Source organism: Streptococcus sp. Marseille-P7375, assembly GCF_902460365.1.
GTDB lineage: Bacteria > Bacillota > Bacilli > Lactobacillales > Streptococcaceae > Streptococcus > Streptococcus cristatus_I.
Genome location: NZ_CABPTR010000001.1, coordinates 335,855 through 359,886 on the forward strand (window position 1 = coordinate 335,855; position 24,032 = coordinate 359,886).

Genomic DNA, 24,032 nt, shown 5'->3' on the forward strand with positions numbered 1-24,032 from the left:
CAAAGACAATTGAGAGGCTAGGACTTTTGTCCCAGCCTCTTTTGACTATTGAGCTGGCTTGTAGTATAGTTAAAGAAGATTAAAAAAAGGACTTCAACATGTATCAGACTTATCATTTGAAACAACGCCTAAGCTTGTTTGTCTCAATTTTTCTTCCCATCTTGATTTACCAGCTGGCAAATTTCTCGGCTTCCTTTGTTGACACGACCATGACGGGCCAATACGATACCTTGCATCTGGCAGGTGTCTCTATGGCGACCAGTCTGTGGGGTTCATTTTTCTCTTTTCTAACAGGGATTGTGTCTGCTTTGGTTCCGATCATCGGTCATCATTTAGGACAGGGGAAAGATGAAAAAATAGCCTCTGATTTTTATCAGTTCATCTATCTTTCTTTGGCTCTATCGCTGATTTTATTTGCGCTGGTATTTTTAGGTGCCCCTTTGGTTTTGCAGCGTCTAGGCTTAGACCCTTTAGTAAAAGATGTGGCCCAGCATTATCTTTGGTACTTGTCCATCGGTATTATTCCCTTCTTGCTCTTTAGCGTTATTCGCTCTCTCTTGGATGCTTTGGGGTTAACTCGGCTTTCTATGTATTTGATGCTTTTGCTCCTACCTTTGAATGCTAGCTTTAATTATGTGTTGATTTATGGAGCTTTTGGCTTTCCCGAAATGGGCGGAGCTGGTGCGGGACTAGGCACTTCTTTGGCTTATTGGGTTTTATTAATCATATCACTATTATTGGTCATCAAACATCCTAAAGTCCGCCAGTACCAACTCTGGAAAATTCGTCCCTTGAGCAAAACTGGTTTGGCTGAAGGTTTTCGCTTAGGCTTGCCAATAGGAGGGACAGTCTTTGCCGAAGTTGTCATCTTTTCAATCGTCGGACTAGTGATGTCAAAATTTTCTTCTTTGATTATTGCTAGCCATCAGGCTGCTATGAATTTTTCAAACTTAATGTACGCTTTTCCTATGAGTATTTCCACAGCTATGGCCATTATCGTCTCTTATGAGCTGGGAGCTGAAAGACTTGACGATGTGAAAAAGTATTGCATTTTGGGTAGAATTGTCGCATCTGGGTTTGCGGTCTTTACCTTGATTTTTCTCTATATTTTCCGAGATAAGGTTGCCAGCCTTTATGGCTCAGATCCAGATTTCATACGTCTGACCTCAATCTTTCTGACCTTTAGCCTCTTTTTCCAATTGGCTGATACGATTGCCGCTCCTTTGCAAGGAATTTTGCGAGGCTACAAGGATACGAAAGCTCCATTTTACTTGGGTTTACTGGCTTACTGGGGCGTTTCCTTGCCTCTGGGCTTGTTTTTAGATCAGGCTACGGACTTGGGACCTTATGGGTATTGGCTTGGACTGATTGCGAGTTTGGTCGTGAGTGCAATCCTCTACCAACTGCGATTGAATTATATCCAAAAGAAGCGACGCTGAGCGTTTTTATCATAAAATCAAAAGGCTGAGTTATTATCTCAGCCTTTTTGATTTTATTTTGTTCGCATTTCACCTTGAGGGAAGTAAGTGCCTTCTGGCATGTCGTTGATGATGACATGGACAGCAGACTGAGGTGCGCCAGTATTTCTGACAACGGCTTCGGTGACTTCCTTAGCCAAAGCTTTCTTTTGTTCCAAGCTGCGGCCTTCAAATAAATCAATTCTGACAAATGGCATATGATTTCTCCTTTTCTTTTGCTAATCTTATTTTATCACAAATTAGGTTTTAAAGAATAGTGAATTATGGTAAAATAATAGGAAGTATGGTCGGTCTTTCCAGCAGAGTTTATGGACAGTGCTGAAAGTCCTAGAAAGACAATACTTAGAGAGAATGTAAGAATAAAATGGCTCAGTTATATTATAAATATGGCACAATGAATTCGGGCAAGACCATTGAAATTTTGAAAGTGGCCCACAACTACGAAGAGCAGGGCAAAAGCGTGGTAATCATGACCTCGGCTGTCGATACACGAGATGGCTTTGGCGTTGTTTCCAGCCGTATCGGCATGAAGCGATCTGCTATGGCAATCGAGGATCAAACGGATATTTTTGGCTATATTCAAAGTCTGCCTGAAAAGCCTTACTGCGTTTTGATTGATGAGGCTCAGTTTTTGAAACGTCACCATGTCTATGATTTGGCTAGAGTAGTGGATGAGCTGGATGTTCCAGTCATGGCTTTTGGTCTGAAAAATGATTTTCGTAATGAACTCTTTGAAGGCTCCAAGCACCTCTTGCTCTTGGCTGATAAGATTGACGAAATCAAAACCATTTGCCAATATTGCTCTAAAAAAGCAACCATGGTTTTGCGGACGGATAACGGGAAACCCGTCTATGATGGCGAACAGATCAAAATCGGTGGCCATGAGACCTATATTTCTGTTTGCCGCAAGCATTATTTCAATCCACCCATTAAATAGAATCAATTAGAAAATCAAGGAGATAGATTACAAAGATGAATATTTATGACCAGTTACAGGCAGTGGAAGACCGCTATGAAGAGCTTGGAGAATTACTGAGTGACCCAGATGTGGTCTCAGACACCAAGCGTTTCATGGAGCTTTCAAAAGAAGAGGCTTCAACTCGTGATACGGTAACAGCCTACCGTGAGTACAAACAAGTTCTTCAAAACATCGTTGATGCCGAAGAGATGATTAAAGAATCAGGCGGAGATGCAGACTTGGAAGAAATGGCCAAGCAAGAGCTCAAAGATGCTAAGGCTGAAAAAGAAGAGTACGAAGAAAAACTGAAAATCTTGCTCCTTCCAAAGGATCCAAACGATGATAAGAACATCATCCTTGAAATCCGTGGAGCAGCTGGTGGAGACGAGGCAGCGCTCTTCGCTGGGGATTTGCTAACAATGTACCAAAAGTATGCGGAAGCCCAAGGCTGGCGTTTTGAAGTCATGGAAGCCTCAATGAACGGTGTCGGTGGTTTCAAAGAAGTAGTGGCTATGGTTTCAGGGCAATCCGTTTACTCTAAACTTAAGTATGAATCAGGTGCCCACCGTGTACAACGGGTCCCTGTGACAGAAAGCCAAGGTCGTGTTCATACTTCAACAGCCACAGTTCTGGTCATGCCAGAAATCGAAGAAGTAGAATACGATATTGATCCAAAAGACCTTCGTGTCGACATCTACCACGCATCAGGTGCTGGTGGACAGAACGTCAACAAGGTTGCGACAGCCGTTCGTATTGTTCACTTGCCAACCAATATCAAGGTTGAAATGCAGGAAGAACGGACCCAACAGAAGAACCGTGAAAAGGCCATGAAGATTATCCGTGCGCGTGTGGCTGACCACTTTGCGCAGATTGCTCAGGATGAGCAAGACGCTGAACGTAAGTCAACGATTGGTACTGGTGACCGTTCAGAACGGATTCGTACTTATAACTTCCCACAAAACCGTGTCACAGACCACCGTATTGGTTTGACTTTGCAAAAGCTTGATACGATTTTAGCTGGCAAACTGGATGAAGTCGTCGACGCCTTGGTTCTCTATGACCAAACGCAAAAACTAGAAGAGCTGAATAAATAATGACCCTAGCTCAATATTTAGCTGAGTTAGAGCAGGAACTGGTAGTAGCGGGAGAAGAAGCGGAAAGCCTGTCTTTCGTTTATCGGGCACTCAATGACCTCTCTTTTACCGACTTTGTTCTCAAGCTTCAGACAGCAGTTAGACAGGAAGAACGTGAGCAGCTAAAAGCAATTCAAAAGCAACTGCTTGCTCATAAGCCGGCCCAGTATATCATTGGGAGCAGTGACTTTCACGGCTTGACTCTCAAGATGGACGAGCGAGTTCTGATTCCAAGGCCTGAGACAGAGGAACTGGTGGAACTGATTTTGTCAGAAAATCTCGAAGGTTCTCTGTCTGTCTTGGATATCGGAACGGGTAGTGGGGCCATCGCTCTGGCACTGGCAAGCAGTCGCCCAGACTGGCATATTACTGCTTCTGATCTATCAAACGATGCTCTTGCCTTGGCGGCGGAAAATGCTCAGTCCTGCGGCCTCAATCCTACTTTTGTCCAATCCGATTGCTTTGAAGCAATCATTGGGAGCTTTGACATCATCGTTTCCAATCCGCCCTATATTTCAGAAGCGGATAAGGATGAAGTTGGACTTAACGTTCTGACCTCAGAACCTCACATGGCCCTTTTCGCAGAGGAGGATGGCTATGCCGTCTATCGGAAAATAGCGGAGCAGGCAGGAGACTATCTCACAGAAAAAGGAAAAATTTATCTGGAAATTGGCTACAAGCAAGGGGATGGCGTTGCGGAGTTATTCAAAAAATCTTTCCCGCAAAAACGAATCCGAGTCTTGCAGGATCAATTTGGCAAAGATAGAATGGTGGCAGTGGACAATGGATAAGATAGAAAAGACTCTGGCAGCAGGCGGAGCAGTTGTCCTGCCCACCGAAACTGTTTATGGCCTCTTTGCCCAAGCCTTGAACGAAGAGGCAGTTGAGCGAGTCTATGAATTAAAAAGAAGACCGCGTGACAAGGCTCTCAATCTCAATGTGGCTAGCTTGGAAGAAGTTTACCGTTTTTCTAAGAACCAGCCCAGTTATCTAAAAAAACTCTATCAAGCCTTCCTACCTGGGCCACTGACTATTATCCTCCAGGCCAATGACCGTGTGCCATCTTGGATTAACTCTGGTATGGAAACTGTGGGCTTTCGGATTCCTAAGCATCCAGTTACGCTGGACTTGATTCGCAAGTACGGACCCTTGATTGGTCCATCCGCCAATCTTTCTGGAAAAGCCAGTGGCACTGATTTCCAGCAGATTATACTGGATTTCCAAGAGCAAGTCTCGGGAGTAGAAGATGATACTGCTCTGACAGGTCAGGATTCAACTATTTTGGACTTGTCTGGAGAAAAGGCACGTATTTTGCGCCAAGGAGCCATTACCCGCGAGGACATTCTCGCCCAAGTAAATGATATAACATTTTAACTATTAGGATCCTAGCGTCCTATTTTCTCAAAAAAAGGAGACACCTTATGATTTTTGACCAAGAAGACTACAAAGCATTTGACAAAGAACTCTGGGATGCCATTGCCAATGAGGAAGAGCGTCAGCAACATAATATCGAGCTGATCGCTTCAGAAAATGTCGTTTCTAAAGCTGTTATGGCGGCTCAAGGTTCTATTTTGACCAATAAATACGCTGAAGGCTACCCAGGTCGCCGTTATTATGGTGGAACAGACGTAGTGGATGTTGTGGAGAGCTTGGCTATTGAGCGCGCTAAGGAAATTTTTGGTGCCAAATTCGCCAATGTGCAACCTCACTCAGGCAGTCAGGCCAATTGTGCAGCTTATATGGCTTTGATTGAGCCGGGCGACACTGTGATGGGCATGGATTTGTCTGCTGGTGGTCACTTGACTCACGGTGCTCCAGTCAGTTTCTCTGGCCAAACCTACAATTTTGTATCTTATAGCGTTGACCCAGAAACAGAATTACTGGACTTTGATGCCATCCTCAAACAAGCCAAGGAAGTACAGCCTAAGCTGATTGTGGCGGGTGCTTCAGCCTATTCTCACATCATCGACTTTTCAAAATTCCGTGAAATCGCTGATGCAGTAGGCGCTAAGCTGATGGTCGATATGGCTCATATTGCTGGTTTGGTTGCTGCAGGTCTCCATCCAAGCCCTGTGCCTTATGCGGATATCACAACCACAACAACCCACAAGACTTTGCGCGGCCCTCGCGGTGGATTGATTTTGACGAATGATGAAGACCTAGCTAAGAAAATCAATTCAGCTATCTTCCCGGGTATTCAAGGCGGACCATTGGAGCATGTCATTGCAGCTAAGGCTGTGGCTTTTAAAGAAGTGCTTGATCCAGCTTTCAAGGTTTATGCCCAGCAGATTTTGGATAATGCCCAAGCCATGGCGCAAGTCTTCCGTCAGCATGATAAGTTCCGCGTGATTTCTGATGGTACTGAAAATCACCTTTTCTTAGTCGATGTTACTAAGGTTGTAGAAAATGGGAAAGTCGCTCAAAATCTCTTGGATGAAGTCAATATTACCCTTAATAAAAACTCCATCCCTTACGAGACTTTGTCACCATTTAAAACCAGCGGCATTCGTATCGGTACAGCAGCCATTGCAGCTCGAGGCTTCGGTGTAACAGAAAGTATCAAGGTAGCTGAGCTTATTATCAAGGCTCTGGAAAATGCTGAAAACGAAGCGGTACTCAATCAAGTTCGGGCTGAAGTTCGTGAACTGACGGATGCTTTTCCGCTCTATGAAGGTTTGAACTAAGATGGACATTTACGTAAAAAAGGCCATCATTCATCAATTCAGTCCAGCTGATACTGAACTGCTGCTGGCGGATAAGTTTCTCAATATCACTCCCAAGATTGAGGAATACTTGCGTAAGAAAATCGAGCGTGTCTATTCAGACGAGGCTAAAACAGGCATTTTCGAACCTGATAATGTCTTTTTGGCTCAGCTTTCGGACGACTTATTGGAAACATCCGTGACAGTGGCCAAACTTTGGCAAGAGGAGTTTTCTGTCAGTGAAAACCAGAAAATCAATGATTTGATTTTCGTCCAGTTTGACAAGGAAGGCGTGGAGCACTTTGCTTTTCTGCGGATTGCCCTGCGGGAAACCCTAACTCACCTGGGTGGCGAGGTAGACAATCCTATCAAGCTGACGCAGAACAATCTGCCTGGCTTTGGTACGGGGGCGGACGAGGCTTTGGTCATCAATCTCCAGTCTCGCAAGTACCATCTGATTGAAAAACGTATCAAGTACAATGGTGCCTTTCTCAACTATTTTTCGGATAATCTCTTGCAGGTCAGTCCCAAGATTTCACCAAAAAAATCTATCAAAGCTCTGGAAAAAACAGCTCAAAAGATTGCTGAAAGCTTTAACACAGACGACTTTCAGTTCCAGTCTAAGGTCAAATCCAGCATTTTCAAAAATCTGGAAGAAAATGATGAATTATCTCCTGAAAAGCTGGCAGACGAGCTGTTTGACAGCAATCTGACAGCCAGACTGACCTTTATCGACCAGGTCAAGGAAACCGTGCCAGAGCCAATCAAGTTTGATGAGATTGACAGCAGTCGCCAGAAAAAGAAGTTCGAAAATCAGAAATTATCCCTCTCTAATGGAATAGAGCTGATCGTTCCCAATAATGTCTATCAGGATGCTGAATCCGTGGAATTTATCCAGAACGACAACGGGACCTATTCTATTCTCATCAAAAATATCGAGGATATACAAAGTAAATAATGTTTAAATTTATCAGAAGATTGATTTTGCTCATTATTCTGGCTGCCATCGCGATAAAAGGCTATCAGGTCCATCGTGATGTTAAGCAGGTTATGACCTATCAAAGCTTGGTTAGAGAAGTGCTAGACGAGCAGGACACAGCAGCTAATGAAGAGCTAGTTCTGGCCATGATCTACACGGAAACCAAGGGAAGAAACAACGACCTCATGCAGTCTAGTGAGAGTGCAACAGGCGAAATCAATTCGATTACAGACAATAAAGAAAGTGTCCGGCAAGGGATTCAGACTTTATCGGATAATCTAGAGCTGGCCAGCGAGAAAAAGGTGGATGTCTGGACGGCAGTTCAGGCCTACAATTTTGGTCAGGCTTATATCGACTATGTTGCGCAAAATGGCGGCGAGAATACGCTCGAGCTTGCAAAAAAATACTCAAAAGAAGTGGTTGCTCCGAGTCTTGGCAATGTGACTGGAAAAACCTATTCATACTATAATGTACTTTCCATTTTTTACGGACCCAAGCTTTATATTAATGGTGGAAATTACTACTATTCGCGTCAGGTACGACTAAATATGTACCTTATCCGCTTTATGGGATGGCTGTAAAAAGATGAGCTGAGCATGACTTGCGTCTCTATGGCATCAGGGGCTGGGATTGATAATCTCAGTCTCTTATTTTTTGAGAAGGAAAAATAAGGATTAGGTCTCTCTTTTGTAGTGGTTAGAATAAGAAGATATTTTCCAACTTGAAGCTCGGACTAGAAAAGAAGCTAAAAAAATTTTATTTTTTCTTCTGTAGGACGGGCTTTTTGATATAATAGAAAGTATGAATAAAAAGGAAAAAATTTCAAATTATCAACTTTTACTGGCTCAGTTGGAAGCCTTGTTGGAGGGTGAGACTAATGCTTTGGCCAATCTTTCCAATGCTAGCGCCCTGCTTAATCAAGCCTTGTCTAATTCTGTTTTTACTGGTTTCTATCTTTTTGATGGGAGCGAGCTGATTTTGGGGCCTTTTCAGGGTGGTGTTTCCTGTGTCCATATTGCGCTAGGCAAGGGTGTCTGTGGTGAATCTGCGGAGAAAAAGCAGACGATTATCGTGGATGATGTGACCCAGCATGCCAACTATATCTCCTGTGATAGCCGGGCAAAGAGCGAAATTGTGGTACCTATGGTAAAAGATGGCCGACTGCTTGGAGTGTTGGATTTGGACTCAGCCTTGACGAGTGATTATGATAAGGTAGATCAGGAATATCTGGAAAGATTTGTCCAGATTTTGCTTGAAAAAACGACTTGGAATTTTGAAATGTTTGGAGAAAAAGCCTAATGTATCAAGCTTTATATCGAAAATACCGCAGTCAGACCTTTGGTCAGCTGGTGGGGCAGCAGGTAGTGGCCACTACTCTACGGCAGGCTGTGGAGCAAGGAAAAATCAGCCACGCTTATCTTTTCTCTGGTCCACGTGGGACAGGGAAGACCAGTGTTGCCAAGATTTTTGCCAAGGCTATGAACTGTCCGAATCAAAAGGACGGCGAGCCCTGCAATAACTGCTATATCTGTCAGGCTATCACTGAGGGGAGTCTTGAAGACGTCATCGAAATAGACGCGGCTTCTAATAATGGGGTAGATGAGATTCGTGATATTCGGGACAAGTCCACTTATGCGCCCAGTCTAGCCAAGCACAAGGTCTATATCATTGACGAAGTGCACATGCTCTCAACGGGAGCTTTTAATGCCTTGCTTAAGACCTTGGAAGAACCGACAGAAAATGTGGTTTTTATCCTAGCAACGACAGAGCTGCATAAGATTCCAGCGACCATTCTTTCCCGTGTCCAGCGTTTTGAGTTTAAGTCTATCAAGACGCAGGACATTATTGGTCATATTGAGTGGATTTTGGAGCAGGAAGGCATTGATTTTGAGCAAGAAGGTGTGCAGATTATTGCCCGTCGAGCGGAAGGTGGTATGCGGGATGCCCTGTCGATTCTCGATCAGGCTCTTAGCTTGACTCAGGAAAATCGTTTGACCACAGACATAGCTGAAGAAATCACTGGCTCTATCAGTTTGGGAGCCTTGGATGCCTACGTAGCAGCCTTGATTGCTCATGATGCAGTCACAGCCTTGGATAATCTCAATCTGATTTTTGACAGTGGCAAAAACATGGCCCGTTTTGTGACGGACCTCCTGCAATATCTGCGTGATCTGATTATTGTCAAAACTGGCGGGGAGAATACTCATGCCAGCGAGCTCTTTCTGGAAAATCTCAATACACCGCAGGACACTCTTTTTGCCATGATTGATATGGCGACTAGGAGTTTGGCAGATATCAAGAATAGCCTGCAACCTAAGATTTATACAGAAATGATGACGATTCGACTGGCTGAGGAAAAAGCAAGCTTGGATCAGATTCCTGACAACTTGGCAGAAGAACTATCTAATCTCAAGCAGGAAATCCAAGAGCTTAAGCAGCAATTAGCCAATGTCGGCAGTCAGCCAGCTCCAGCAGCTAAGAAATCAGAGGCACGACCTCAAAAATCTAAGTCCTATCGCGTAGACCGCAATAAGGTCAATGCCATCTTGAAAGAAGCGGTGGAAAATCCTGAATTGGCTCGCAGCAATTTGACCAAGCTGCAAAATGCTTGGGGTGAAATCATCGAGAGTCTGGCAGGAGCGGATAAGGCGCTGCTCATTGGTTCGCAGCCAGTCGCAGCCAACGAAAACCATGCTATTTTAGCTTTTGAGTCTCATTTCAATGCTGAGCAGACCATGAAAAGAGAAAATCTCAATACCATGTTTGGAAATCTGCTGAGCAATGCTGCTGGCTTTTCACCAGATATTCTGGCGATTTCTCTCGAGGACTGGACTCAGATTCGGGCAGAATTTTCAGCTAGAAATCGCAGCAATAAAGCAGAAGTAGCTGAAAAGCAGGAAGAAAGTTTGATACCAGAAGGCTTTGATTTTCTAGCGGAAAAAATCACCGTGCAAGATGATTGAATTTAGATTTTTATGATTTTTCATGCTATAATGGAAGAATGAATAGACGACAATTTATTGTAATGGCGGCTTTTACAGCCTTAGAAACGTACTTTTTTAATAAAGCAATCATGTATGAAGACTATCTGATGGCTATTTTCTGGGCTATCTTGATTGGTCGCAATCTGCAGATTAGCTATGTGATGGGGCGGATTATGGATGAGATTGATAAGCATTTAGGACACAAATAATGGCTAAATCAGAGAATGGCTAGAGCAAGAATCTGGCACTCTCGTGGTTTTGACAAGGAATAAAGGGAGGCTGAGAGACGATTGTCGCAGCCTCTTTTATCATGTAGAAAAGTAGAAAGAAGGAAGAAGTCGGATTGAATACAAGAATTTTTTAGAAAATTGCTATTTTTATGATAAAATAGAAGTTAGTAGCAATTGAAAGGGGCATCTATGAAGTTAAGAACAAAGGCCAAAGGCCTGAATGGTCGCATCCGTGTGCCAGGCGACAAATCAATCAGTCACCGTTCGATTATGTTCGGGAGCTTGGCCAAGGGCCTTACAGTGGTTCACGATATTTTGAGAGGTGAGGATGTCCTTTCTACGATGCAGGTCTTTCGCGATTTAGGCGTCAAGATAGAGGATGATGGAAAGACTATCAAGATCCATGGTGTTGGGTTTGATGGTCTCAAGGCGCCACACAATAAATTAGACATGGGAAATTCAGGAACCTCTATCCGCTTGATTTCGGGTGTCTTGGCAGGTCAGGATTTTGCAGCAGAGATGTTTGGGGATGATAGTTTGTCCAAGCGTCCGATGGATCGGGTAACCCTGCCTCTTAGTCAGATGGGTGTGGATATTTGGGGTCAGACAGAACGAGATTTACCGCCACTTCACATCCATGGCCGAAAAGATTTAAAGCCTATCCATTATCAGCTGCCAGTAGCTTCCGCTCAAGTCAAATCAGCCTTGATTTTTGCAGCTTTACAGGCTCAAGGTGAGTCAGTCATTATTGAAAAGGAAATTACCCGTAACCATACAGAAGATATGATTGTCCAATTTGGTGGTCAAATTGAGGTCAAGGATAAAGAAATCCGTGTGCAGGGTGGTCAGACCTTTACAGGGCAAGAAGTGAGAGTGCCTGGTGATATTTCCAGCGCAGCCTTCTGGCTGGTTGCAGGCTTGATTCTGCCCCATTCTAAAATCGTCCTTGAAAATGTAGGAATCAATGAAACCCGGACGGGGATTCTTGATGTTATCAAGGCCATGGGCGGTAAGATGACCCTTTCCAATATAGATGAGGTGGCCAAATCCGCTACGATTACCGTTGAGACTTCTGAGCTGAAGGGAACGGAGATTAGCGGAGAAATTATTCCGCGCTTGATAGACGAGCTTCCGATAATTGCCCTTTTAGCTACCCAAGCTGAGGGCAGAACGGTGATCCGAGATGCCGAGGAGTTAAAGGTCAAAGAAACCGATCGGATTCAGGTTGTCGCAGATGCCTTAAATAGCATGGGAGCAGCCGTTACCCCTACAGCAGATGGCATGATTATCGATGGAAAAACGCCTCTTCATGGTGCAACCATCAATACGTTCGGTGATCATCGTATTGGAATGATGGCAGCCATTGCGGCTCTATTAGTTTCGGATGGAGAGGTGGAGCTGGAGCGGGCAGAGGCTATCAATACCAGCTATCCAAGCTTCTTTTCAGACTTGGAGGGCTTGGTGAATGGCTAAGATTTTACTTGGCTTTATGGGAGCGGGAAAATCAACGATTGCGAGAGCCTTGTCAGCAGATTTTCTGGATATGGACGAGCTGATTGTCCAAAAAATCGGCATGTCCATCCAAGAGTATTTTGCTCAATATGGTGAACCAGCCTTTCGAAAAATTGAAGCTAAAGTCTTGGCTGAGTGTATCCAGCAGGATGTTGTGCTTTCTACGGGAGGCGGTGTCGTCTTGAGTCCTCAAAACCGTGAATTATTGGCTCAAAATCCCCAAAATATTTATCTGAAGGCTGACTTTGAGACCCTCTTTCGTCGGATTGAGCAAGATCAGGAAAATCAGCGCCCCTTGTATCTGACCAAGAGCAAGGCAGATTTGCAGGAGATTTTTGAACAAAGGCAGGCTCTCTATGAGGCGGTCGCGACACAAACAATTGACGTGGTAGGAAAAACGCCACAAGAAATTATTGAGGAAATTCAATGAAAGTAGCTTTTTTAGGACCCAAGGGATCTTTTTCCCACCATGTTGCCCAAGAAGCCTTTCCCCAAGCAGACTTGGTGCCTTATCAAAACATTACAGAAGTGATGAAGGCTTATGAAGGGAAAGAGGTGGATTATTCAGTTGTTCCCGTGGAAAATTCGATTGAAGGAAGTGTCCATGAGACCTTGGATTATCTTTTCCATCAAGCTGAGATTCAAGCGGTAGCAGAGATTGTTCAGCCCATTAAGCAGCAGTTATTGGCGACCAGTTTGGACAAGTCTATTGAGAAAGTTTTTTCTCATCCTCAGGCGCTTGCTCAGGGAAAAGGCTATATTCGCCAGCATTATCCAGAAGCAGCAATTGAAATTACAGCCAGTACAGCTTATGCGGCTCGCTTTGTGGCTGAGCATCCTGACCAACCTTTTGCCGCTATTGCACCGCGGACTGCAGCAGTCGAGTATGGTCTGCAAGTGGTGGCTCAGGATATTCAGGAAATGGAGGAAAATTTCACTCGTTTCTGGATTTTGGGACAAACCACCCCTACTCTTAAGCTTGTAAAGCAAGAGGAAAAGCAGAGTTTGGCTCTGACCTTACCGGATAATCTGCCCGGTGCCTTGTATAAGGCACTATCAACTTTTGCTTGGCGTGGCATTGACCTGACAAAGATTGAAAGTCGCCCTCTTAAAACAGCCCTAGGGGAATATTTCTTTATTATTGATATTGATAATGAACGGAAAGAATTAGTGGATTTCGCTTACCAAGAGCTTGCTACACTTGGTATCACCTTTAAAATTCTAGGCAGTTATCCCGTTTTTCAAATTCAGGATTATAGATTGGAGCAGAGATGAGAGAAACAGAAAATCTGAGTCGACACGAGCAGTTAAGGCTGGATTATCTCCATACAAACTATTACTATCTTAACGAACATGAAAAAGAGGAGTATAATTACCTCCGCCAAAAGTCGAAAGGACGGTCAGATGCTGCGCAAAAAACGGCTGCCAAGCGGACTGTGCAGGCTTCGTCAGAAGATCCGAAGACGGATTCATCCGGTTTGTTACCCAAATACCCGGGTAAAGGTTCTCTCAGCAGAAGTCAAAAGAATTCCCGCACTTCTTTAAAGCAAGAAGCGAAAAAATCAACTCAGAAAACTCCGAGAACATACAAAAAAATTCGTCCGAAGCGCGTGCTGATGTGGCTCCTTATTTTTGTGCTTTTGGTTGTTTCTGGCATGCTCTTTATGTTTTTCAAAGGCTTAAATACAGCGAGACCAGGAAATCTTAAAGCAGCTGATGTTGAGTACTTTGATGGCCATGATGCTCGAGATGGGATCAACATTCTTGTTTTAGGGACGGATGGCCGAATTGGAGAAAATTCAACGGAGACTCGGACTGATTCAATTATGGTCTTGAACGTTGGCAATAAAGACCATAAAATGAAGTTGGTTAGCTTTATGCGTGATACCTTGATTCATATTGACGGCGTCAGCAATTCCTACACGGAGCCAACAGATGATGATTATTATGATCAAAAATTGAACTCCGCCTATACTTTTGGTGAACAAGACAATCATCGTGGAGCTGAGGCAGTTCGTCAAGCTTTGAAAGATAACTTCGATATTGACATTAAGTACTATGCTCTAGTGGACTTTAACACCTTTGCGACTGCAATTGACACCCTCTTTCCAAATGGTGTATTCATGGATGCTAAATTTTCGACTATTGATGGCGAAAAAGTCACAGAAGTGGAAGTTCCAGATGATTTGAACATGAAGGATGGAGTGGTTCCTACTCAAACCATCAAGGTTGGTCGTCAGCACATGGACGGTCGGACGCTCTTAAACTATGCCCGCTTCCGTAAGGACGACGAGGGTGACTTTGGACGTACACGCCGCCAGCAAGAAGTCTTGACTGCTATCATGCAGCAGATAAAAGACCCTACGAAGCTTTTTACAGGATCTGAAGCATTAGGAAAAGTCTTTGCCTTGACCTCGACTAATGTACCTCAGAGTTTTATCTGGTCACAAGGCTTATCCTTGGTGCTTGATTCACGCAATGGGATAGAGCGCCTCACTATACCAGAACTAGGCGACTGGACGGATACCTATGATATGTATGGTGGACAAGGACTCTTGATTGATTTTGAAGCCTATAAAGAAAGATTGAAACAAATGGGCTTAAGATAGGGCTCTTATGATATAATGGGAAGTGGCAGATTTTGTCTCTTCCCTTTCTTTTTGGGAAAATAGCAGAGCAGAAATGTGACCATATTTTCCAATAGGAAGAAAGAAATAAACAGTAGAAAATCCTGTGATTCCCTGCTTTAGTATAATTGCAGTTGAGCGCAGGATGGATTAGAAAGTAAAGAAATGTTAAAAAAGAACGATATTATTGAAGTAGAAATTGTAGATCTCAGTCATGAGGGAGCGGGTGTGGCCAAGGTAGACGGCCGCGTTTTTTTCATTGAAAATGCCCTGCCGAGTGAAGTGATTCGTATGCGCGTCCTCAAGGTCAATAAAAAAATCGGCTTTGGCCGTGTTGAGGAATTTGTGAAGAAGTCTGATCAGCGCAATGAGCATGTCAATTTGGCTTATCTGCGGACTGGAATTGCTGATTTGGGGCACTTGTCCTACCCAGCCCAGCTAGCTTTTAAAGGCAAGCAAGTGCAGGACTGTCTTTATAAAATCGCTGGTATTTCGGATGTGGAAGTGCTGGAGACACTGGGCATGGATCATCCACTGGCCTACCGTAATAAAGCTCAAGTGCCAGTTCGTCGTGTCAATGGCCAGCTGGAAACGGGCTTTTTTCGTAAAAATTCCCATGACCTCCTGCCGATTGAGGATTTTTATATTCAGGATCCAGTTATTGACCAAGTCATCGTTTTTGTACGCGACTTGCTGCGCCGATTTGACCTCAAGCCTTACGATGAGAAGGAAGGTACTGGTCTGATTCGCAATCTGGTTGTTCGCCGTGGCCATTATTCGGGTGAAATCATGGTGATTTTGGTGACCAGCCGACCTAAGATTTTTCGAGTGGAACAGCTAATTGAGCGCTTGACAGAGGCTTTCCCAGCTATCAAGTCTATCATGCAAAATATCAACGATCAGCAGGGCAATGCTATTTTTGGTCGGGAGTTTCGGGCACTCTACGGACAAGACTTTATCACTGACAGCATGCTGGGCAAGCAATTCCAGATTGCTGCGCCAGCCTTTTACCAAGTTAATACTGAGATGGCAGAAAAGCTTTATCAGACGGCCTTTGACTTTGCTGATTTTAAAAAAGAGGATATTGTGCTGGATGCTTACTCAGGTATTGGCACCATTGGCCTGTCGCTGGCTGATCGAGTCCAGCAGGTCTATGGAGTCGAGGTCATTCCTGAGGCTGTGGAAAATAGTCAGCGAAACGCAGAGCTTAACGGCATCGCCAATGCCAGCTATGTTTGCGCCCCTGCAGAAAGAGCCATCCAAACTTGGTTGGAACAGGGAATTAAGGCAGATGTCATCCTAGTTGATCCGCCACGCAAGGGCTTGACAGAGAGCTTTATCACTTCCAGTGTCAGCATGGAGCCACAGCGGATTGTCTATATCTCCTGCAATCCTGCCACCATGGCGCGTGATATCAAACTCTATCAAGAGCTGGGCTATGAACTGAAGAAAGTCCAGCCAGTGGATCTTTTTCCGCAAACGCATCACGTGGAGTGCGTAGTGTTGCTACAACGAAGAAAAGGGTAAAAATCCTTTATTTTAAGCACTTTTTCAAGCATTTTGTCTTTATTGAAAAGAGTGATTTTGACATAAAAAAGGTGCAAAAAAAGTATATTGATGTGAACGTCTGTTTGGATGTCGACTGCGTAGACAAAAAAGAGATACGTCAGTAATAAATTAGCTCAACGAGAACATTTTAATAAGTGTTCTCGCCTTTTTATTTTCAGGAGGAAAAGCATGCAAAAGGAAGAACAGTCATCACGGCAAATCGTGATGTGCCATCTCATGGCTGTCATGGGAATAAATATTGAGAAAGCAACTCAGTTAATTGCTGAAATGGAAGAGTCAGGGCTAATTCAATTTGATGAGTTAGGAAATGTTGGTTTATTAGTGTTGGAGGGACAATCATGAAACGTATCAACGCAAATCATTACCAAACATCAGAGCGTTACTATAAGCTCCCAAAACTCTTATTTGAAAGTGACCGATATAAGGACATGAAACTTGAAGTTAAAGTAGCTTATGCTGTCTTAAAAGACCGTTTGGAGTTATCTTTGAGTAGAGGTTGGATAGATGAGGATGGGGCTATCTATTTGGTTTATTCCAACTCAAAACTTATGATACTTCTTGGTTGTTCCAAGTCAAAGTTGCTGACGATAAAGAAAACATTACGTGAGTATGGCTTGATAGATGAAGTCCAACAGTCTTCCAGTGAAAAAGGACGCTTGGCTAATAAGATTTACTTAGGGGAGCTAGAACATGAACCTACCCCCGTCTTAAATTCAGACGGGGGTAGTGTTCAAAAAACACTAGGGGGGTGTCAAAATCAGCCGGGGCCGGTCTTAAATTCAGCCACTAGTGAGACTGAAGTTAGTGAGACTAATAATAGTGAAACTAAAGGGAGTGAGTCTGTCATTGAGGACGAGGAGGAGACAGAAAATCTAACAAGTAAGAAAAGCGAAAATGAACATTTTCATCGTAAGGTGGAGCAAGTCACAAGATATGACAGAGATTACATTTGGGGACTGGTTCATGACCAGTTGAGACAAGTTGGATTATCACAGGCAGCTAGTGACTATGCCATGAATCATTTTGACCACCGCTACAAATATGCTTTGGAACACATGAGGTTTGCGGCTAGGGCAGAAACGATAGCGGAATACGTTTTTAATGGCATATTAGCCGAGTGGACCAAGGGACAACGCTTAAACGAACTAAAAGGAGGTGAGTAGATGTTTTGGTGGATTTTATTAGGGATTTTGGGACTAGGAATGATTTGGCTCATTATTGAGGTCATCACTGCCCCAGAAATGGAAGATCATTATTAAGCAAGGGCCTTACAGAAGAAGTAATGTCCTTTTATTTTTGCCAGAAAGGAATGAGAGACATGAAGTTTTTAGATTTGTTTGCAGGAATTGGAGGCTTTCGATTGGGTTTAACTAATCAGGGCCATGAGTGTATAGGCTTTTGTGAAATTGACAAGTTTGCGTGGAAATCTTACAAGGCCATCTATAAGACCGAAGGAGAAATAGAATTTCATGATATTAGACAAGTTACAGACCAAGACTTTAGACAACTTAGAGGGCAAGTGGACATCATCTGTGGGGGCTTCCCTTGCCAAGCATTTTCACTCGCAGGCAGACGATTGGGATTTGAGGATACTAGAGGAACTCTGTTCTTTGAGATTGCTCGAGCGGCCAAACAGATCCAACCACGTTTTCTATTTTTGGAAAACGTCAAAGGCTTACTCAGTCACGACAAGGGAGAGACATTTCGAACAATCCTCACCACATTGGATGAGTTGGGGTATGATGTCGAATGGCAGGTGCTTAACAGTAAAGATTTCCAAGTGCCACAAAACCGTGAAAGAATTTTTATTATCGGACATTCTAGAAGATACCGTTCCCGATTCTTATTTCCTCTCAGAAGAGAAAGTAGCTCAACTGGTCTTGAGCGATTAGGTAATATCAATCCGTCAGGAAAAGGCATGAATGGGGAGGTTTATCTAACCAGCGGTTTAGCACCAACCCTAACAAGAGGAAAAGGAGAAGGGACTAAAATTGCCATTCCAGTATTAACCCCAGATAGGTTAGAAAAACGCCAACATGGCAGACGCTTTAAGGACAATCAAGAGCCTATGTTTACCTTAACTAGCCAAGATAGACATGGAGTGGTCGTCGCAGGAACCTTACCAACGTCTTTTGTGCAAACTGGACGAGTCTATGACCTTTCAGGGATTTCTCCAACACTGACTACCATGCAGGGAGGTGATAAAGTTCCTAAGATTCTTTATCGTGAAGAAGCACCGCATTTAAAAATTAGGGAAGCCACCAAACTAGGCTATGCCAAGGCAACCATTGGAGATTCTGTCAACCTTACTTACACAGAGTCTACCAAACGTAGAGGGCGAGTAGGAAAGGGAATATCAAATACCTTGTCCACCTCTGATAACATGGGAGTGATCGTAGCTGCTTTAGAGTACCGTAAGGACAAGTGGTATGAAGTGGCTGGGCTTGTCTTAGACGGAAAACTTTATCGTTTGAGAATCAGACGCCTAACACCTAGAGAGTGTTTTAGGCTTCAAGGATTTCCTGATTGGGCTTATGAAAGGGCAGAGACTGTATCCAGTAAAAGTCAGTTATACAAACAGGCCGGAAATAGCGTGACCGTCACCGTTATTGAAGCTATTGCTAGAGAATTTAGAAAGATTGAAGAGGAAGAAGAACATGAATTTATTACACACGAAGAGTATTAGGGAGTGCACAGAACTGGAAGAAGCCATTCATCAAGCAGAAGTGGATAACATCATGAATTTAGTTTTTGCGTTACCAGATTATGACTGTGAGCTTTCAATAACCTATATTGACGACTATCATAAAAATCATTGGTCGCCTTACTTTTTAGAGTCTAACCTACATCGTGTAGAAGAGTTACTCCAAAATGAAGACCTTAAAAATGGAGTGGATGTCTTTGTAACTGAAGAGAACGACCTTGCCTTTAAAGCCTATGGTCAAAGCTACACCTATCAGGAGTGTGGTGGTGTCTTAACGGCTCTAGTGACTGTGACATGTTTTGGTGAAGGTAGGTCAGCCATTGATATGAGTAAGGTCTTTACCCCACCAACTCAAGCATTACAGAAGGATTTATCCATGTAGGAGGGGAGCGATGTTAGAGATCTATTTAAGCCGAAACACCAGTCGGAATCAGAAGCTCCAGTCTTTCTGTGACTCACATGGTATCTCCTACACATGTAAAGCAGTAAGTCATTTGTCACGTGAAGAATTATTGGGGTTGTTTACTAAAAGCAGTGATTGTTTTGAGTTACTAGTTCCGTCCTTTCAACGCTTTAAGCGCCACAGGGAAATGACATTGAGTGAATTGATCACGTTAGTTCTACGGAAACCAGACCAGAACTTGCGATTACCTCTCGTAGTTTCTCATCAGAAAGTCTACCCTGATATCACACTAGACGAAGCGAGAACCTTTCTACCAAGAACGCATAAGGTGGTGTCTTTCCGAGAATGCCTCTATAAGCAACTAGAGGAGTAAGGAGGAGCTATGAACGAACGCTTTTGGGAAAATTTAGAAAGCCTTGTTTTGGAAAAGGGTATGACATGGGCTGACCTTGCTCGAAAGATGTTTAAGGGACAATACGTCTACCCTAGTGAGTTTAACCGTCTCTACCAAACCTTTCGTCACTACAAATCTCATCGCCTGATGCCACAAGTGAAATGGGTGGAGAAAATAGTGAGTGTTTTAGAGATTGACTATGAAGATTTGTTTAGGAGGTAGAGATGAAACGTTTAGTAGTCATGTACGGAGCCATTCATGTCAATGTACTCCTAGTGAGTTTGTACCTAGTTGGTTGGCTAAATGGGGCATGGTTAACGGTTTTACAAGTGACGTTTTTAGCCTTGTTATTGTGGAGTTGGAAAAGGTTTAAGATACCTGAAAGAAACCTATCCTTGAAAGAGCGGGTGCTTTGGATTATTGGAGGTCTTGCTGTGATGTTAAGTATTGCTCTTGTCATGAGTGCTATATTTTCAGAGAATGAGACGAATCAGGAAATGTTAGTGACTGTTCAAAATCAAGTACCAATGTTACCTTTTATCCTCTTTCTCCTTAACGCCAGTGTGGTGGAAGAGGTTTTCTATCGTGAACTTTTGTGGGGAGTCTTGTCTAAACCAATAACTCAAGTTGTGTTAACGAGTTTCCTCTTTGCTTTGGCTCATCACCCATCTAGCCTATTCACTTGGGGGCTTTATGGGAGTTTAGGCTTGGTATTAGGCTTGGTTAGATGGCAAACAGATTGTGTAACGTCTACTCTTGTTCATCTATTCTGGAATGGCATTGTCTTTATCTTGTCTTTGGTGTGATACCAAAATCAAGGGTTCTTTCGTATCATAAAAGCACCCTATTGTTTTTATGGGGAATCACATAAAGGAGGGAATTATGTCATCCGAACAACAGGAACGCCAGGCCGTTCAATACGCTGAGCGTAGTACCATGTTTACGGTAAAGGTTCTTCTCAAACTCTTAGAGTGGTCTGCTAGACATGCTCTAGCACAAGACTCAGCTTATAAGATTGGGGTTCAAAAGTTAGAAGAACTCCTTCAAAGTCCCTATGCTATTGAGTCGCTTAATATTGCTAAAGACATCTTGGATAAACCCGTTGATGTGGCGAAATTTAAGGAGTTAGTGGAATCAGAAAACCTTCCGATTGCTATTAGTTGGCAGGGCGATTACCTCCATTTCTATGCCAAGGATAAATCCTTGTTAGACAAGCACTTAGAGGTGTTGCTTCAGAAATTGGTTTCCAATCCAGAAAAACTGCAAGGCTTAACCCTTGATAAAACGCTTGATGAGGAAATCGCTAAAGCCAAGGAACAGATTGTGATGCTAGAGGCGTCTGCCGTTAAGGCCAAGGAGGTGACCCTCTAATGTACTCTGGGAAAAAAGCCATTAGTTTTGGCGTCCTAGGGCTTGCTTTAGGCTATTTCTGTCATCGTCTAGTCTTGCTTTATGACAGTCTCCCCAATCAACCGCCCTTAGAACGCTTTACCTATCTCTTAGGAGAAGGGCAGAATCAGGTCTTAAATCCCCTGTGGAATGGCAACTTCACTGGAAGATCGGTTTTGGGCTTTTGTTTTGGGTTTGTGACTATGGGGTTTGTTTATCTTTACGTTTCAACTGGTCAAAAGGTTTACCGGGAGGGAACTGAGTATGGCTCTGCTCGCTTTGGCAATAGCCATGAGCGTAAAGCCTTTATCAGTAAGAATCCTTTTAACGATACCATCTTGTCACGAAACGTTAGGCTAACCCTGTTAGAAAAGAAAGCCCCACAATTTGACCGAAACAAGAACCTTGTGGTTATTGGTGGGTCAGGGGCAGGAAAGACTTTTCGTTTTGTAAAACCCAACCTGATTCAGCTAAACTGTTCCAATATTGTTGTTGACCCTAAAGACCATTTAGCAGAAAAGACAGGGAAGCTCTTTTTAGAGAATGGCTATCAGGTTAAGGTCTTAGACCTTGTAAACATGACTAACTCTGATGGCTTTAACCCCTTTCGCTATGTGGAAACGGAGAATGATTTGAACCGTATGCTTACGGTCTATTTCAATAACACTAGGGGCAATGGTAGCCGCAGTGACCCTTTTTGGGATGAAGCTTCTATGACCTTAGTCAGAGCGATTTCCTCTTACTTGGTGGACTTTTATAATCCTCCAGGTAGCACCAAGGAAGAAACAGACAGACGCCACAAGCGTGGCCGTTACCCAGCTTTTTCAGAAATTGGAAAACTGATCAAGCTTTTATCCAAAGGGGATGATCAAGATAAGAGTGTCTTAGAGGTTATGTTTGAGAACTATGCTAAGACATATGGGACAGAAAATTTTACCATGCGTAACTGGGCAGATTTTCAGAACTACAAGGACAAGACTTTAGATTCGGTCATTGCTGTGACGACTGCTAAATTCACCCTCTTTAATATCCAATCTGTCATTGATTTAACCAAACGTGACACTTTGGACTTAAAAACATGGGGGACGCAGAAAACCATGGTCTATCTCGTTATTCCAGATAATGACACTACCTTTAGGTTTCTCTCAGCCCTCTTTTTCTCTACGGTCTTTTCAACCTTAACCAGACAAGCTGACGTGGACTTTAAGGGACAACTGCCTATCCATGTCAGAAGTTACCTAGATGAGTTTGCGAATGTCGGCGAAATCCCAGACTTTGCGGAACAAACCTCAACAGTTCGTTCACGGAACATGAGCCTCGTTCCTATTCTTCAAAATATCGCCCAACTTCAAGGGCTCTATAAGGAGAAGGACGCATGGAAAACTATTCTTGGGAACTGTGACAGTTTGCTTTATCTTGGTGGCAACGATGAAGAGACCTTCAAGTTCATGAGTGGTCTCCTAGGCAAACAAACCATTGATGTGAGAAACACGAGTCGGTCGTATGGCCAGACAGGGTCTGGCTCAACCTCCCATCAAAAAATCGCAAGGGATCTCATGACCCCTGACGAAGTGGGAAACATGAAACGAGATGAGTGCTTGGTGAGAATTGCAGGTGTTCCAGTCTTTAAGGAGAAGAAGTATTTCCCATTGAAACATAAGAACTGGAAATACCTTGCGGACAAGGAAACAGATGAGCGTTGGTGGAATTATCAGATTGACCCACTAGAAATACAAGAGCCTCCGTTTGAACCATCAGAACATAAGGTTAGGGATTTAAACACAGAAAGCACACTATACTAATAGAAATGAGGAATCATATGAATCAAAAACTAACAGGCCTTGTTTATGGCGTGGACGCTAGTTCCATGTTTGCCCAAGCCATGGCACTTTTACAAAAAGGAATGATCGCGACAGGAGCATTTCTTGTTGTGATGGGCATTATTAACTTGTCGACCAATATCAAAGATGGTGGACCAGGTGTCCGCAATGCCATCTTAGAAATTGTGGGTGGTGTCATGGTAGGTGCCGCGGGTGCCTTCATCACCCAAATTACCATTTAGGAGGGCTAGGTATGACATGATCAACACATTACCTTCAGCTCTTGTCTTTCTAGCCTCGGAGAAAATTTCAAGCGATAGTCTTTTTGAAGGCTTTAACGTGGACTTGGAATCGACCGCTAACTTGGTTAAATCCCTTGCGGATTATAACCCTACGGTGTGGTCTTATATGTCAGCCATCACAAAGGGTATCATGCAGCCCTTGGGAGTGGCTATTTTAGCAGTCGTTCTCATTCTTGAGTTTTCTAAGATGGCTAAGAAAATCGCCAACTCAGGTGGAGCCATGACTTTTGAAGCCATTGCCCCTATGATCGTCTCTTATATTATGGTGGCTGTGGTAATTACCAACACCACCGTGATTGTGGAAGCCATCTTAGCTGTTGCTTCTCATATCATTGAAGGGGTGGCAGGAGTCGTTTCCAAAGGGGGAACGGCTTATGAGACCATTTCAGGGCTAAAAGGCTCAGGAATTATTGGAAAACTCATTGTCGGCTTCTTTGCCATTTTGATATGGTTGGTGCGATTGGTGAGTGTCATGGTGGTAAATCTCCTCATTACCATTCGTTTTATCCAACTTTACCTCATGATTCCATTTGCGCCCCTAACGATTCCGACCTTCCTCAGCGATGACTGGCGAAGTGTGGGGATTGGCTACCTGAAAAATATCATGGTCTATGCTCTCCAAGGGGTCTTGATTTTCTTAATAATCTCCCTTGTCCCCCTCTTTGAATCAGCTGGGAAACTAGCTCTCTCAAATGGAGCAGGAGTGATGGAAATCCTAGCGACTGCCTTTGCTGGCTTAGTCCAGGCTATTTTGTTAATCATTGCCTTGGTAGGCAGTCAACGGACTGCGAGAAGTATCCTAGGCATGTAAGGAGGATTGGGAAGGACGTTCCTCCCAATCTTTTTTC

27 protein-coding genes and 1 pseudogene are annotated in these 24,032 nt (G+C 43.6%); 27 read left to right on the forward strand and 1 reads right to left on the reverse strand.

Going from position 1 to position 24,032, the window contains the following annotated elements; translation table 11 throughout:
• Positions 1 to 98: 98 nt before the first annotated feature.
• A complete protein-coding gene (locus FZ954_RS01750) occupies positions 99 to 1,439 on the forward strand; it encodes an MATE family efflux transporter (RefSeq protein ID WP_148876527.1) in 1,341 nt (446 codons plus the stop codon).
• Between the two features lie 53 nt (positions 1,440 to 1,492).
• On the opposite strand, the pseudogene FZ954_RS01755 reads toward FZ954_RS01750, so the two are convergent.
• A pseudogene (locus FZ954_RS01755) lies at positions 1,493 to 1,681 on the reverse strand (4-oxalocrotonate tautomerase); the annotation flags it as partial.
• A gap of 161 nt (positions 1,682 to 1,842) precedes the next feature.
• Between FZ954_RS01755 and FZ954_RS01760 the strand changes: the two are divergent.
• The 26 genes from FZ954_RS01760 to FZ954_RS01890 all read left to right on the forward strand — a co-directional run bounded on the left by FZ954_RS01760 (position 1,843) and on the right by FZ954_RS01890 (position 23,995).
• Positions 1,843 to 2,415, forward strand: a complete 573-nt coding sequence (locus FZ954_RS01760) for a thymidine kinase (RefSeq protein ID WP_062123192.1) — start codon at positions 1,843 to 1,845, stop codon at positions 2,413 to 2,415.
• 35 nt (positions 2,416 to 2,450) lie between these two features.
• The gene (prfA, locus tag FZ954_RS01765; protein WP_016465888.1) at positions 2,451 to 3,530 is read left to right on the forward strand and encodes a peptide chain release factor 1; all 1,080 of its coding nucleotides are present in this window, start codon (positions 2,451 to 2,453) and stop codon (positions 3,528 to 3,530) included.
• Complete coding sequence (gene prmC / locus FZ954_RS01770; protein WP_148876529.1) at positions 3,530 to 4,360, forward strand: peptide chain release factor N(5)-glutamine methyltransferase; 831 nt, start codon at positions 3,530 to 3,532, stop codon at positions 4,358 to 4,360. Before prfA ends, prmC begins: the two co-directional genes overlap by 1 nt.
• On the forward strand, positions 4,353 to 4,943 hold the full coding sequence (locus tag FZ954_RS01775) for an L-threonylcarbamoyladenylate synthase (protein WP_148876531.1): 591 nt from the start codon (positions 4,353 to 4,355) through the stop codon (positions 4,941 to 4,943). The genes prmC and FZ954_RS01775 overlap by 8 nt, the downstream gene beginning before the upstream one ends.
• 47 nt (positions 4,944 to 4,990) lie before the next feature.
• A complete protein-coding gene (gene glyA, locus FZ954_RS01780; RefSeq protein ID WP_148876533.1) occupies positions 4,991 to 6,253 on the forward strand; it encodes a serine hydroxymethyltransferase in 1,263 nt (420 codons plus the stop codon).
• Position 6,254: 1 nt separating this feature from the next.
• Complete coding sequence (locus FZ954_RS01785) at positions 6,255 to 7,229, forward strand: nucleoid-associated protein (protein ID WP_148876536.1); 975 nt, start codon at positions 6,255 to 6,257, stop codon at positions 7,227 to 7,229.
• Complete coding sequence (locus FZ954_RS01790; RefSeq protein ID WP_045496933.1) at positions 7,229 to 7,831, forward strand: lysozyme family protein; 603 nt, start codon at positions 7,229 to 7,231, stop codon at positions 7,829 to 7,831. The genes FZ954_RS01785 and FZ954_RS01790 overlap by 1 nt, the downstream gene beginning before the upstream one ends.
• 220 nt (positions 7,832 to 8,051) lie before the next feature.
• Positions 8,052 to 8,549 carry a GAF domain-containing protein gene (locus FZ954_RS01795; RefSeq protein ID WP_148876538.1) on the forward strand — a complete coding sequence of 166 codons (498 nt, stop codon included), beginning with the start codon at positions 8,052 to 8,054 and terminating at the stop codon, positions 8,547 to 8,549.
• The gene (gene dnaX / locus FZ954_RS01800; protein WP_148876541.1) at positions 8,549 to 10,213 is read left to right on the forward strand and encodes a DNA polymerase III subunit gamma/tau; all 1,665 of its coding nucleotides are present in this window, start codon (positions 8,549 to 8,551) and stop codon (positions 10,211 to 10,213) included. Before FZ954_RS01795 ends, dnaX begins: the two co-directional genes overlap by 1 nt.
• A gap of 38 nt (positions 10,214 to 10,251) precedes the next feature.
• On the forward strand, positions 10,252 to 10,443 hold the full coding sequence (locus tag FZ954_RS01805) for a DUF3272 family protein (RefSeq protein ID WP_048764279.1): 192 nt from the start codon (positions 10,252 to 10,254) through the stop codon (positions 10,441 to 10,443).
• 210 nt (positions 10,444 to 10,653) lie between these two features.
• Entirely contained in the window at positions 10,654 to 11,937 is a 1,284-nt protein-coding gene (aroA, locus tag FZ954_RS01810) for a 3-phosphoshikimate 1-carboxyvinyltransferase (RefSeq protein ID WP_148876543.1), read from the forward strand.
• A complete protein-coding gene (locus FZ954_RS01815; protein ID WP_148876546.1) occupies positions 11,930 to 12,406 on the forward strand; it encodes a shikimate kinase in 477 nt (158 codons plus the stop codon). The genes aroA and FZ954_RS01815 overlap by 8 nt, the downstream gene beginning before the upstream one ends.
• Complete coding sequence (gene pheA / locus FZ954_RS01820) at positions 12,403 to 13,251, forward strand: prephenate dehydratase (RefSeq protein WP_148876548.1); 849 nt, start codon at positions 12,403 to 12,405, stop codon at positions 13,249 to 13,251. Before FZ954_RS01815 ends, pheA begins: the two co-directional genes overlap by 4 nt.
• Positions 13,248 to 14,585, forward strand: coding sequence for an LCP family protein (locus tag FZ954_RS01825; protein ID WP_148876550.1), 1,338 nt, complete (start codon positions 13,248 to 13,250; stop codon positions 14,583 to 14,585). The genes pheA and FZ954_RS01825 overlap by 4 nt, the downstream gene beginning before the upstream one ends.
• A 183-nt stretch (positions 14,586 to 14,768) precedes the next feature.
• A complete protein-coding gene (rlmD, locus tag FZ954_RS01830) occupies positions 14,769 to 16,130 on the forward strand; it encodes a 23S rRNA (uracil(1939)-C(5))-methyltransferase RlmD (protein ID WP_148876552.1) in 1,362 nt (453 codons plus the stop codon).
• A 210-nt stretch (positions 16,131 to 16,340) separates the two neighbouring features.
• A complete protein-coding gene (locus FZ954_RS01840; RefSeq protein ID WP_125373568.1) occupies positions 16,341 to 16,514 on the forward strand; it encodes a hypothetical protein in 174 nt (57 codons plus the stop codon).
• Positions 16,511 to 17,335 carry a replication initiator protein A gene (locus FZ954_RS01845; RefSeq protein ID WP_148876556.1) on the forward strand — a complete coding sequence of 275 codons (825 nt, stop codon included), beginning with the start codon at positions 16,511 to 16,513 and terminating at the stop codon, positions 17,333 to 17,335. The genes FZ954_RS01840 and FZ954_RS01845 overlap by 4 nt, the downstream gene beginning before the upstream one ends.
• Positions 17,336 to 17,490: 155 nt before the next feature.
• Positions 17,491 to 18,858, forward strand: a complete 1,368-nt coding sequence (dcm, locus tag FZ954_RS01850; protein ID WP_148876558.1) for a DNA (cytosine-5-)-methyltransferase — start codon at positions 17,491 to 17,493, stop codon at positions 18,856 to 18,858.
• A complete protein-coding gene (locus FZ954_RS01855) occupies positions 18,830 to 19,258 on the forward strand; it encodes a hypothetical protein (RefSeq protein WP_148876560.1) in 429 nt (142 codons plus the stop codon). The genes dcm and FZ954_RS01855 overlap by 29 nt, the downstream gene beginning before the upstream one ends.
• A 10-nt stretch (positions 19,259 to 19,268) precedes the next feature.
• On the forward strand, positions 19,269 to 19,652 hold the full coding sequence (locus tag FZ954_RS01860) for a hypothetical protein (RefSeq protein ID WP_148876562.1): 384 nt from the start codon (positions 19,269 to 19,271) through the stop codon (positions 19,650 to 19,652).
• Positions 19,653 to 19,661: 9 nt separating this feature from the next.
• Positions 19,662 to 19,895: a helix-turn-helix transcriptional regulator gene (locus FZ954_RS01865; protein ID WP_125371716.1), complete on the forward strand. Its 234-nt coding sequence runs from the start codon at positions 19,662 to 19,664 to the stop codon at positions 19,893 to 19,895.
• A gap of 2 nt (positions 19,896 to 19,897) precedes the next feature.
• The gene (locus FZ954_RS01870; protein WP_148876564.1) at positions 19,898 to 20,479 is read left to right on the forward strand and encodes a CPBP family intramembrane glutamic endopeptidase; all 582 of its coding nucleotides are present in this window, start codon (positions 19,898 to 19,900) and stop codon (positions 20,477 to 20,479) included.
• Between the two features lie 76 nt (positions 20,480 to 20,555).
• A complete protein-coding gene (locus tag FZ954_RS01875; protein ID WP_143877666.1) occupies positions 20,556 to 21,044 on the forward strand; it encodes a hypothetical protein in 489 nt (162 codons plus the stop codon).
• Positions 21,044 to 22,864: a VirD4-like conjugal transfer protein, CD1115 family gene (locus tag FZ954_RS01880; RefSeq protein ID WP_148876567.1), complete on the forward strand. Its 1,821-nt coding sequence runs from the start codon at positions 21,044 to 21,046 to the stop codon at positions 22,862 to 22,864. The genes FZ954_RS01875 and FZ954_RS01880 overlap by 1 nt, the downstream gene beginning before the upstream one ends.
• A 17-nt stretch (positions 22,865 to 22,881) precedes the next feature.
• Entirely contained in the window at positions 22,882 to 23,124 is a 243-nt protein-coding gene (locus FZ954_RS01885; RefSeq protein WP_148876569.1) for a hypothetical protein, read from the forward strand.
• Positions 23,125 to 23,140: 16 nt separating this feature from the next.
• On the forward strand, positions 23,141 to 23,995 hold the full coding sequence (locus FZ954_RS01890) for a type IV secretion system protein (RefSeq protein ID WP_148876572.1): 855 nt from the start codon (positions 23,141 to 23,143) through the stop codon (positions 23,993 to 23,995).
• The last annotated feature ends 37 nt before the right edge of the window (positions 23,996 to 24,032 follow it).

Coding starts and splice junctions, on each gene's coding strand:
- dcm (WP_148876558.1), top strand. CDS start 17,491: ATGAAGTTTTTAGATTTGTTTGCAGGAATTGGAGGCTTTCGATTGGGT.
- FZ954_RS01795 (WP_148876538.1), top strand. CDS start 8,052: ATGAATAAAAAGGAAAAAATTTCAAATTATCAACTTTTACTGGCTCAG.
- FZ954_RS01890 (WP_148876572.1), top strand. CDS start 23,141: ATGATCAACACATTACCTTCAGCTCTTGTCTTTCTAGCCTCGGAGAAA.
- dnaX (WP_148876541.1), top strand. CDS start 8,549: ATGTATCAAGCTTTATATCGAAAATACCGCAGTCAGACCTTTGGTCAG.
- FZ954_RS01775 (WP_148876531.1), top strand. CDS start 4,353: ATGGATAAGATAGAAAAGACTCTGGCAGCAGGCGGAGCAGTTGTCCTG.
- FZ954_RS01880 (WP_148876567.1), top strand. CDS start 21,044: ATGTACTCTGGGAAAAAAGCCATTAGTTTTGGCGTCCTAGGGCTTGCT.
- FZ954_RS01875 (WP_143877666.1), top strand. CDS start 20,556: ATGTCATCCGAACAACAGGAACGCCAGGCCGTTCAATACGCTGAGCGT.
- FZ954_RS01825 (WP_148876550.1), top strand. CDS start 13,248: ATGAGAGAAACAGAAAATCTGAGTCGACACGAGCAGTTAAGGCTGGAT.
- FZ954_RS01815 (WP_148876546.1), top strand. CDS start 11,930: ATGGCTAAGATTTTACTTGGCTTTATGGGAGCGGGAAAATCAACGATT.
- FZ954_RS01805 (WP_048764279.1), top strand. CDS start 10,252: ATGAATAGACGACAATTTATTGTAATGGCGGCTTTTACAGCCTTAGAA.
- FZ954_RS01840 (WP_125373568.1), top strand. CDS start 16,341: ATGCAAAAGGAAGAACAGTCATCACGGCAAATCGTGATGTGCCATCTC.
- FZ954_RS01750 (WP_148876527.1), top strand. CDS start 99: ATGTATCAGACTTATCATTTGAAACAACGCCTAAGCTTGTTTGTCTCA.
- FZ954_RS01855 (WP_148876560.1), top strand. CDS start 18,830: ATGAATTTATTACACACGAAGAGTATTAGGGAGTGCACAGAACTGGAA.
- glyA (WP_148876533.1), top strand. CDS start 4,991: ATGATTTTTGACCAAGAAGACTACAAAGCATTTGACAAAGAACTCTGG.
- FZ954_RS01845 (WP_148876556.1), top strand. CDS start 16,511: ATGAAACGTATCAACGCAAATCATTACCAAACATCAGAGCGTTACTAT.
- pheA (WP_148876548.1), top strand. CDS start 12,403: ATGAAAGTAGCTTTTTTAGGACCCAAGGGATCTTTTTCCCACCATGTT.
- prfA (WP_016465888.1), top strand. CDS start 2,451: ATGAATATTTATGACCAGTTACAGGCAGTGGAAGACCGCTATGAAGAG.
- aroA (WP_148876543.1), top strand. CDS start 10,654: ATGAAGTTAAGAACAAAGGCCAAAGGCCTGAATGGTCGCATCCGTGTG.
- FZ954_RS01860 (WP_148876562.1), top strand. CDS start 19,269: ATGTTAGAGATCTATTTAAGCCGAAACACCAGTCGGAATCAGAAGCTC.
- FZ954_RS01785 (WP_148876536.1), top strand. CDS start 6,255: ATGGACATTTACGTAAAAAAGGCCATCATTCATCAATTCAGTCCAGCT.
- FZ954_RS01865 (WP_125371716.1), top strand. CDS start 19,662: ATGAACGAACGCTTTTGGGAAAATTTAGAAAGCCTTGTTTTGGAAAAG.
- prmC (WP_148876529.1), top strand. CDS start 3,530: ATGACCCTAGCTCAATATTTAGCTGAGTTAGAGCAGGAACTGGTAGTA.
- FZ954_RS01760 (WP_062123192.1), top strand. CDS start 1,843: ATGGCTCAGTTATATTATAAATATGGCACAATGAATTCGGGCAAGACC.
- FZ954_RS01790 (WP_045496933.1), top strand. CDS start 7,229: ATGTTTAAATTTATCAGAAGATTGATTTTGCTCATTATTCTGGCTGCC.
- FZ954_RS01870 (WP_148876564.1), top strand. CDS start 19,898: ATGAAACGTTTAGTAGTCATGTACGGAGCCATTCATGTCAATGTACTC.
- rlmD (WP_148876552.1), top strand. CDS start 14,769: ATGTTAAAAAAGAACGATATTATTGAAGTAGAAATTGTAGATCTCAGT.
- FZ954_RS01885 (WP_148876569.1), top strand. CDS start 22,882: ATGAATCAAAAACTAACAGGCCTTGTTTATGGCGTGGACGCTAGTTCC.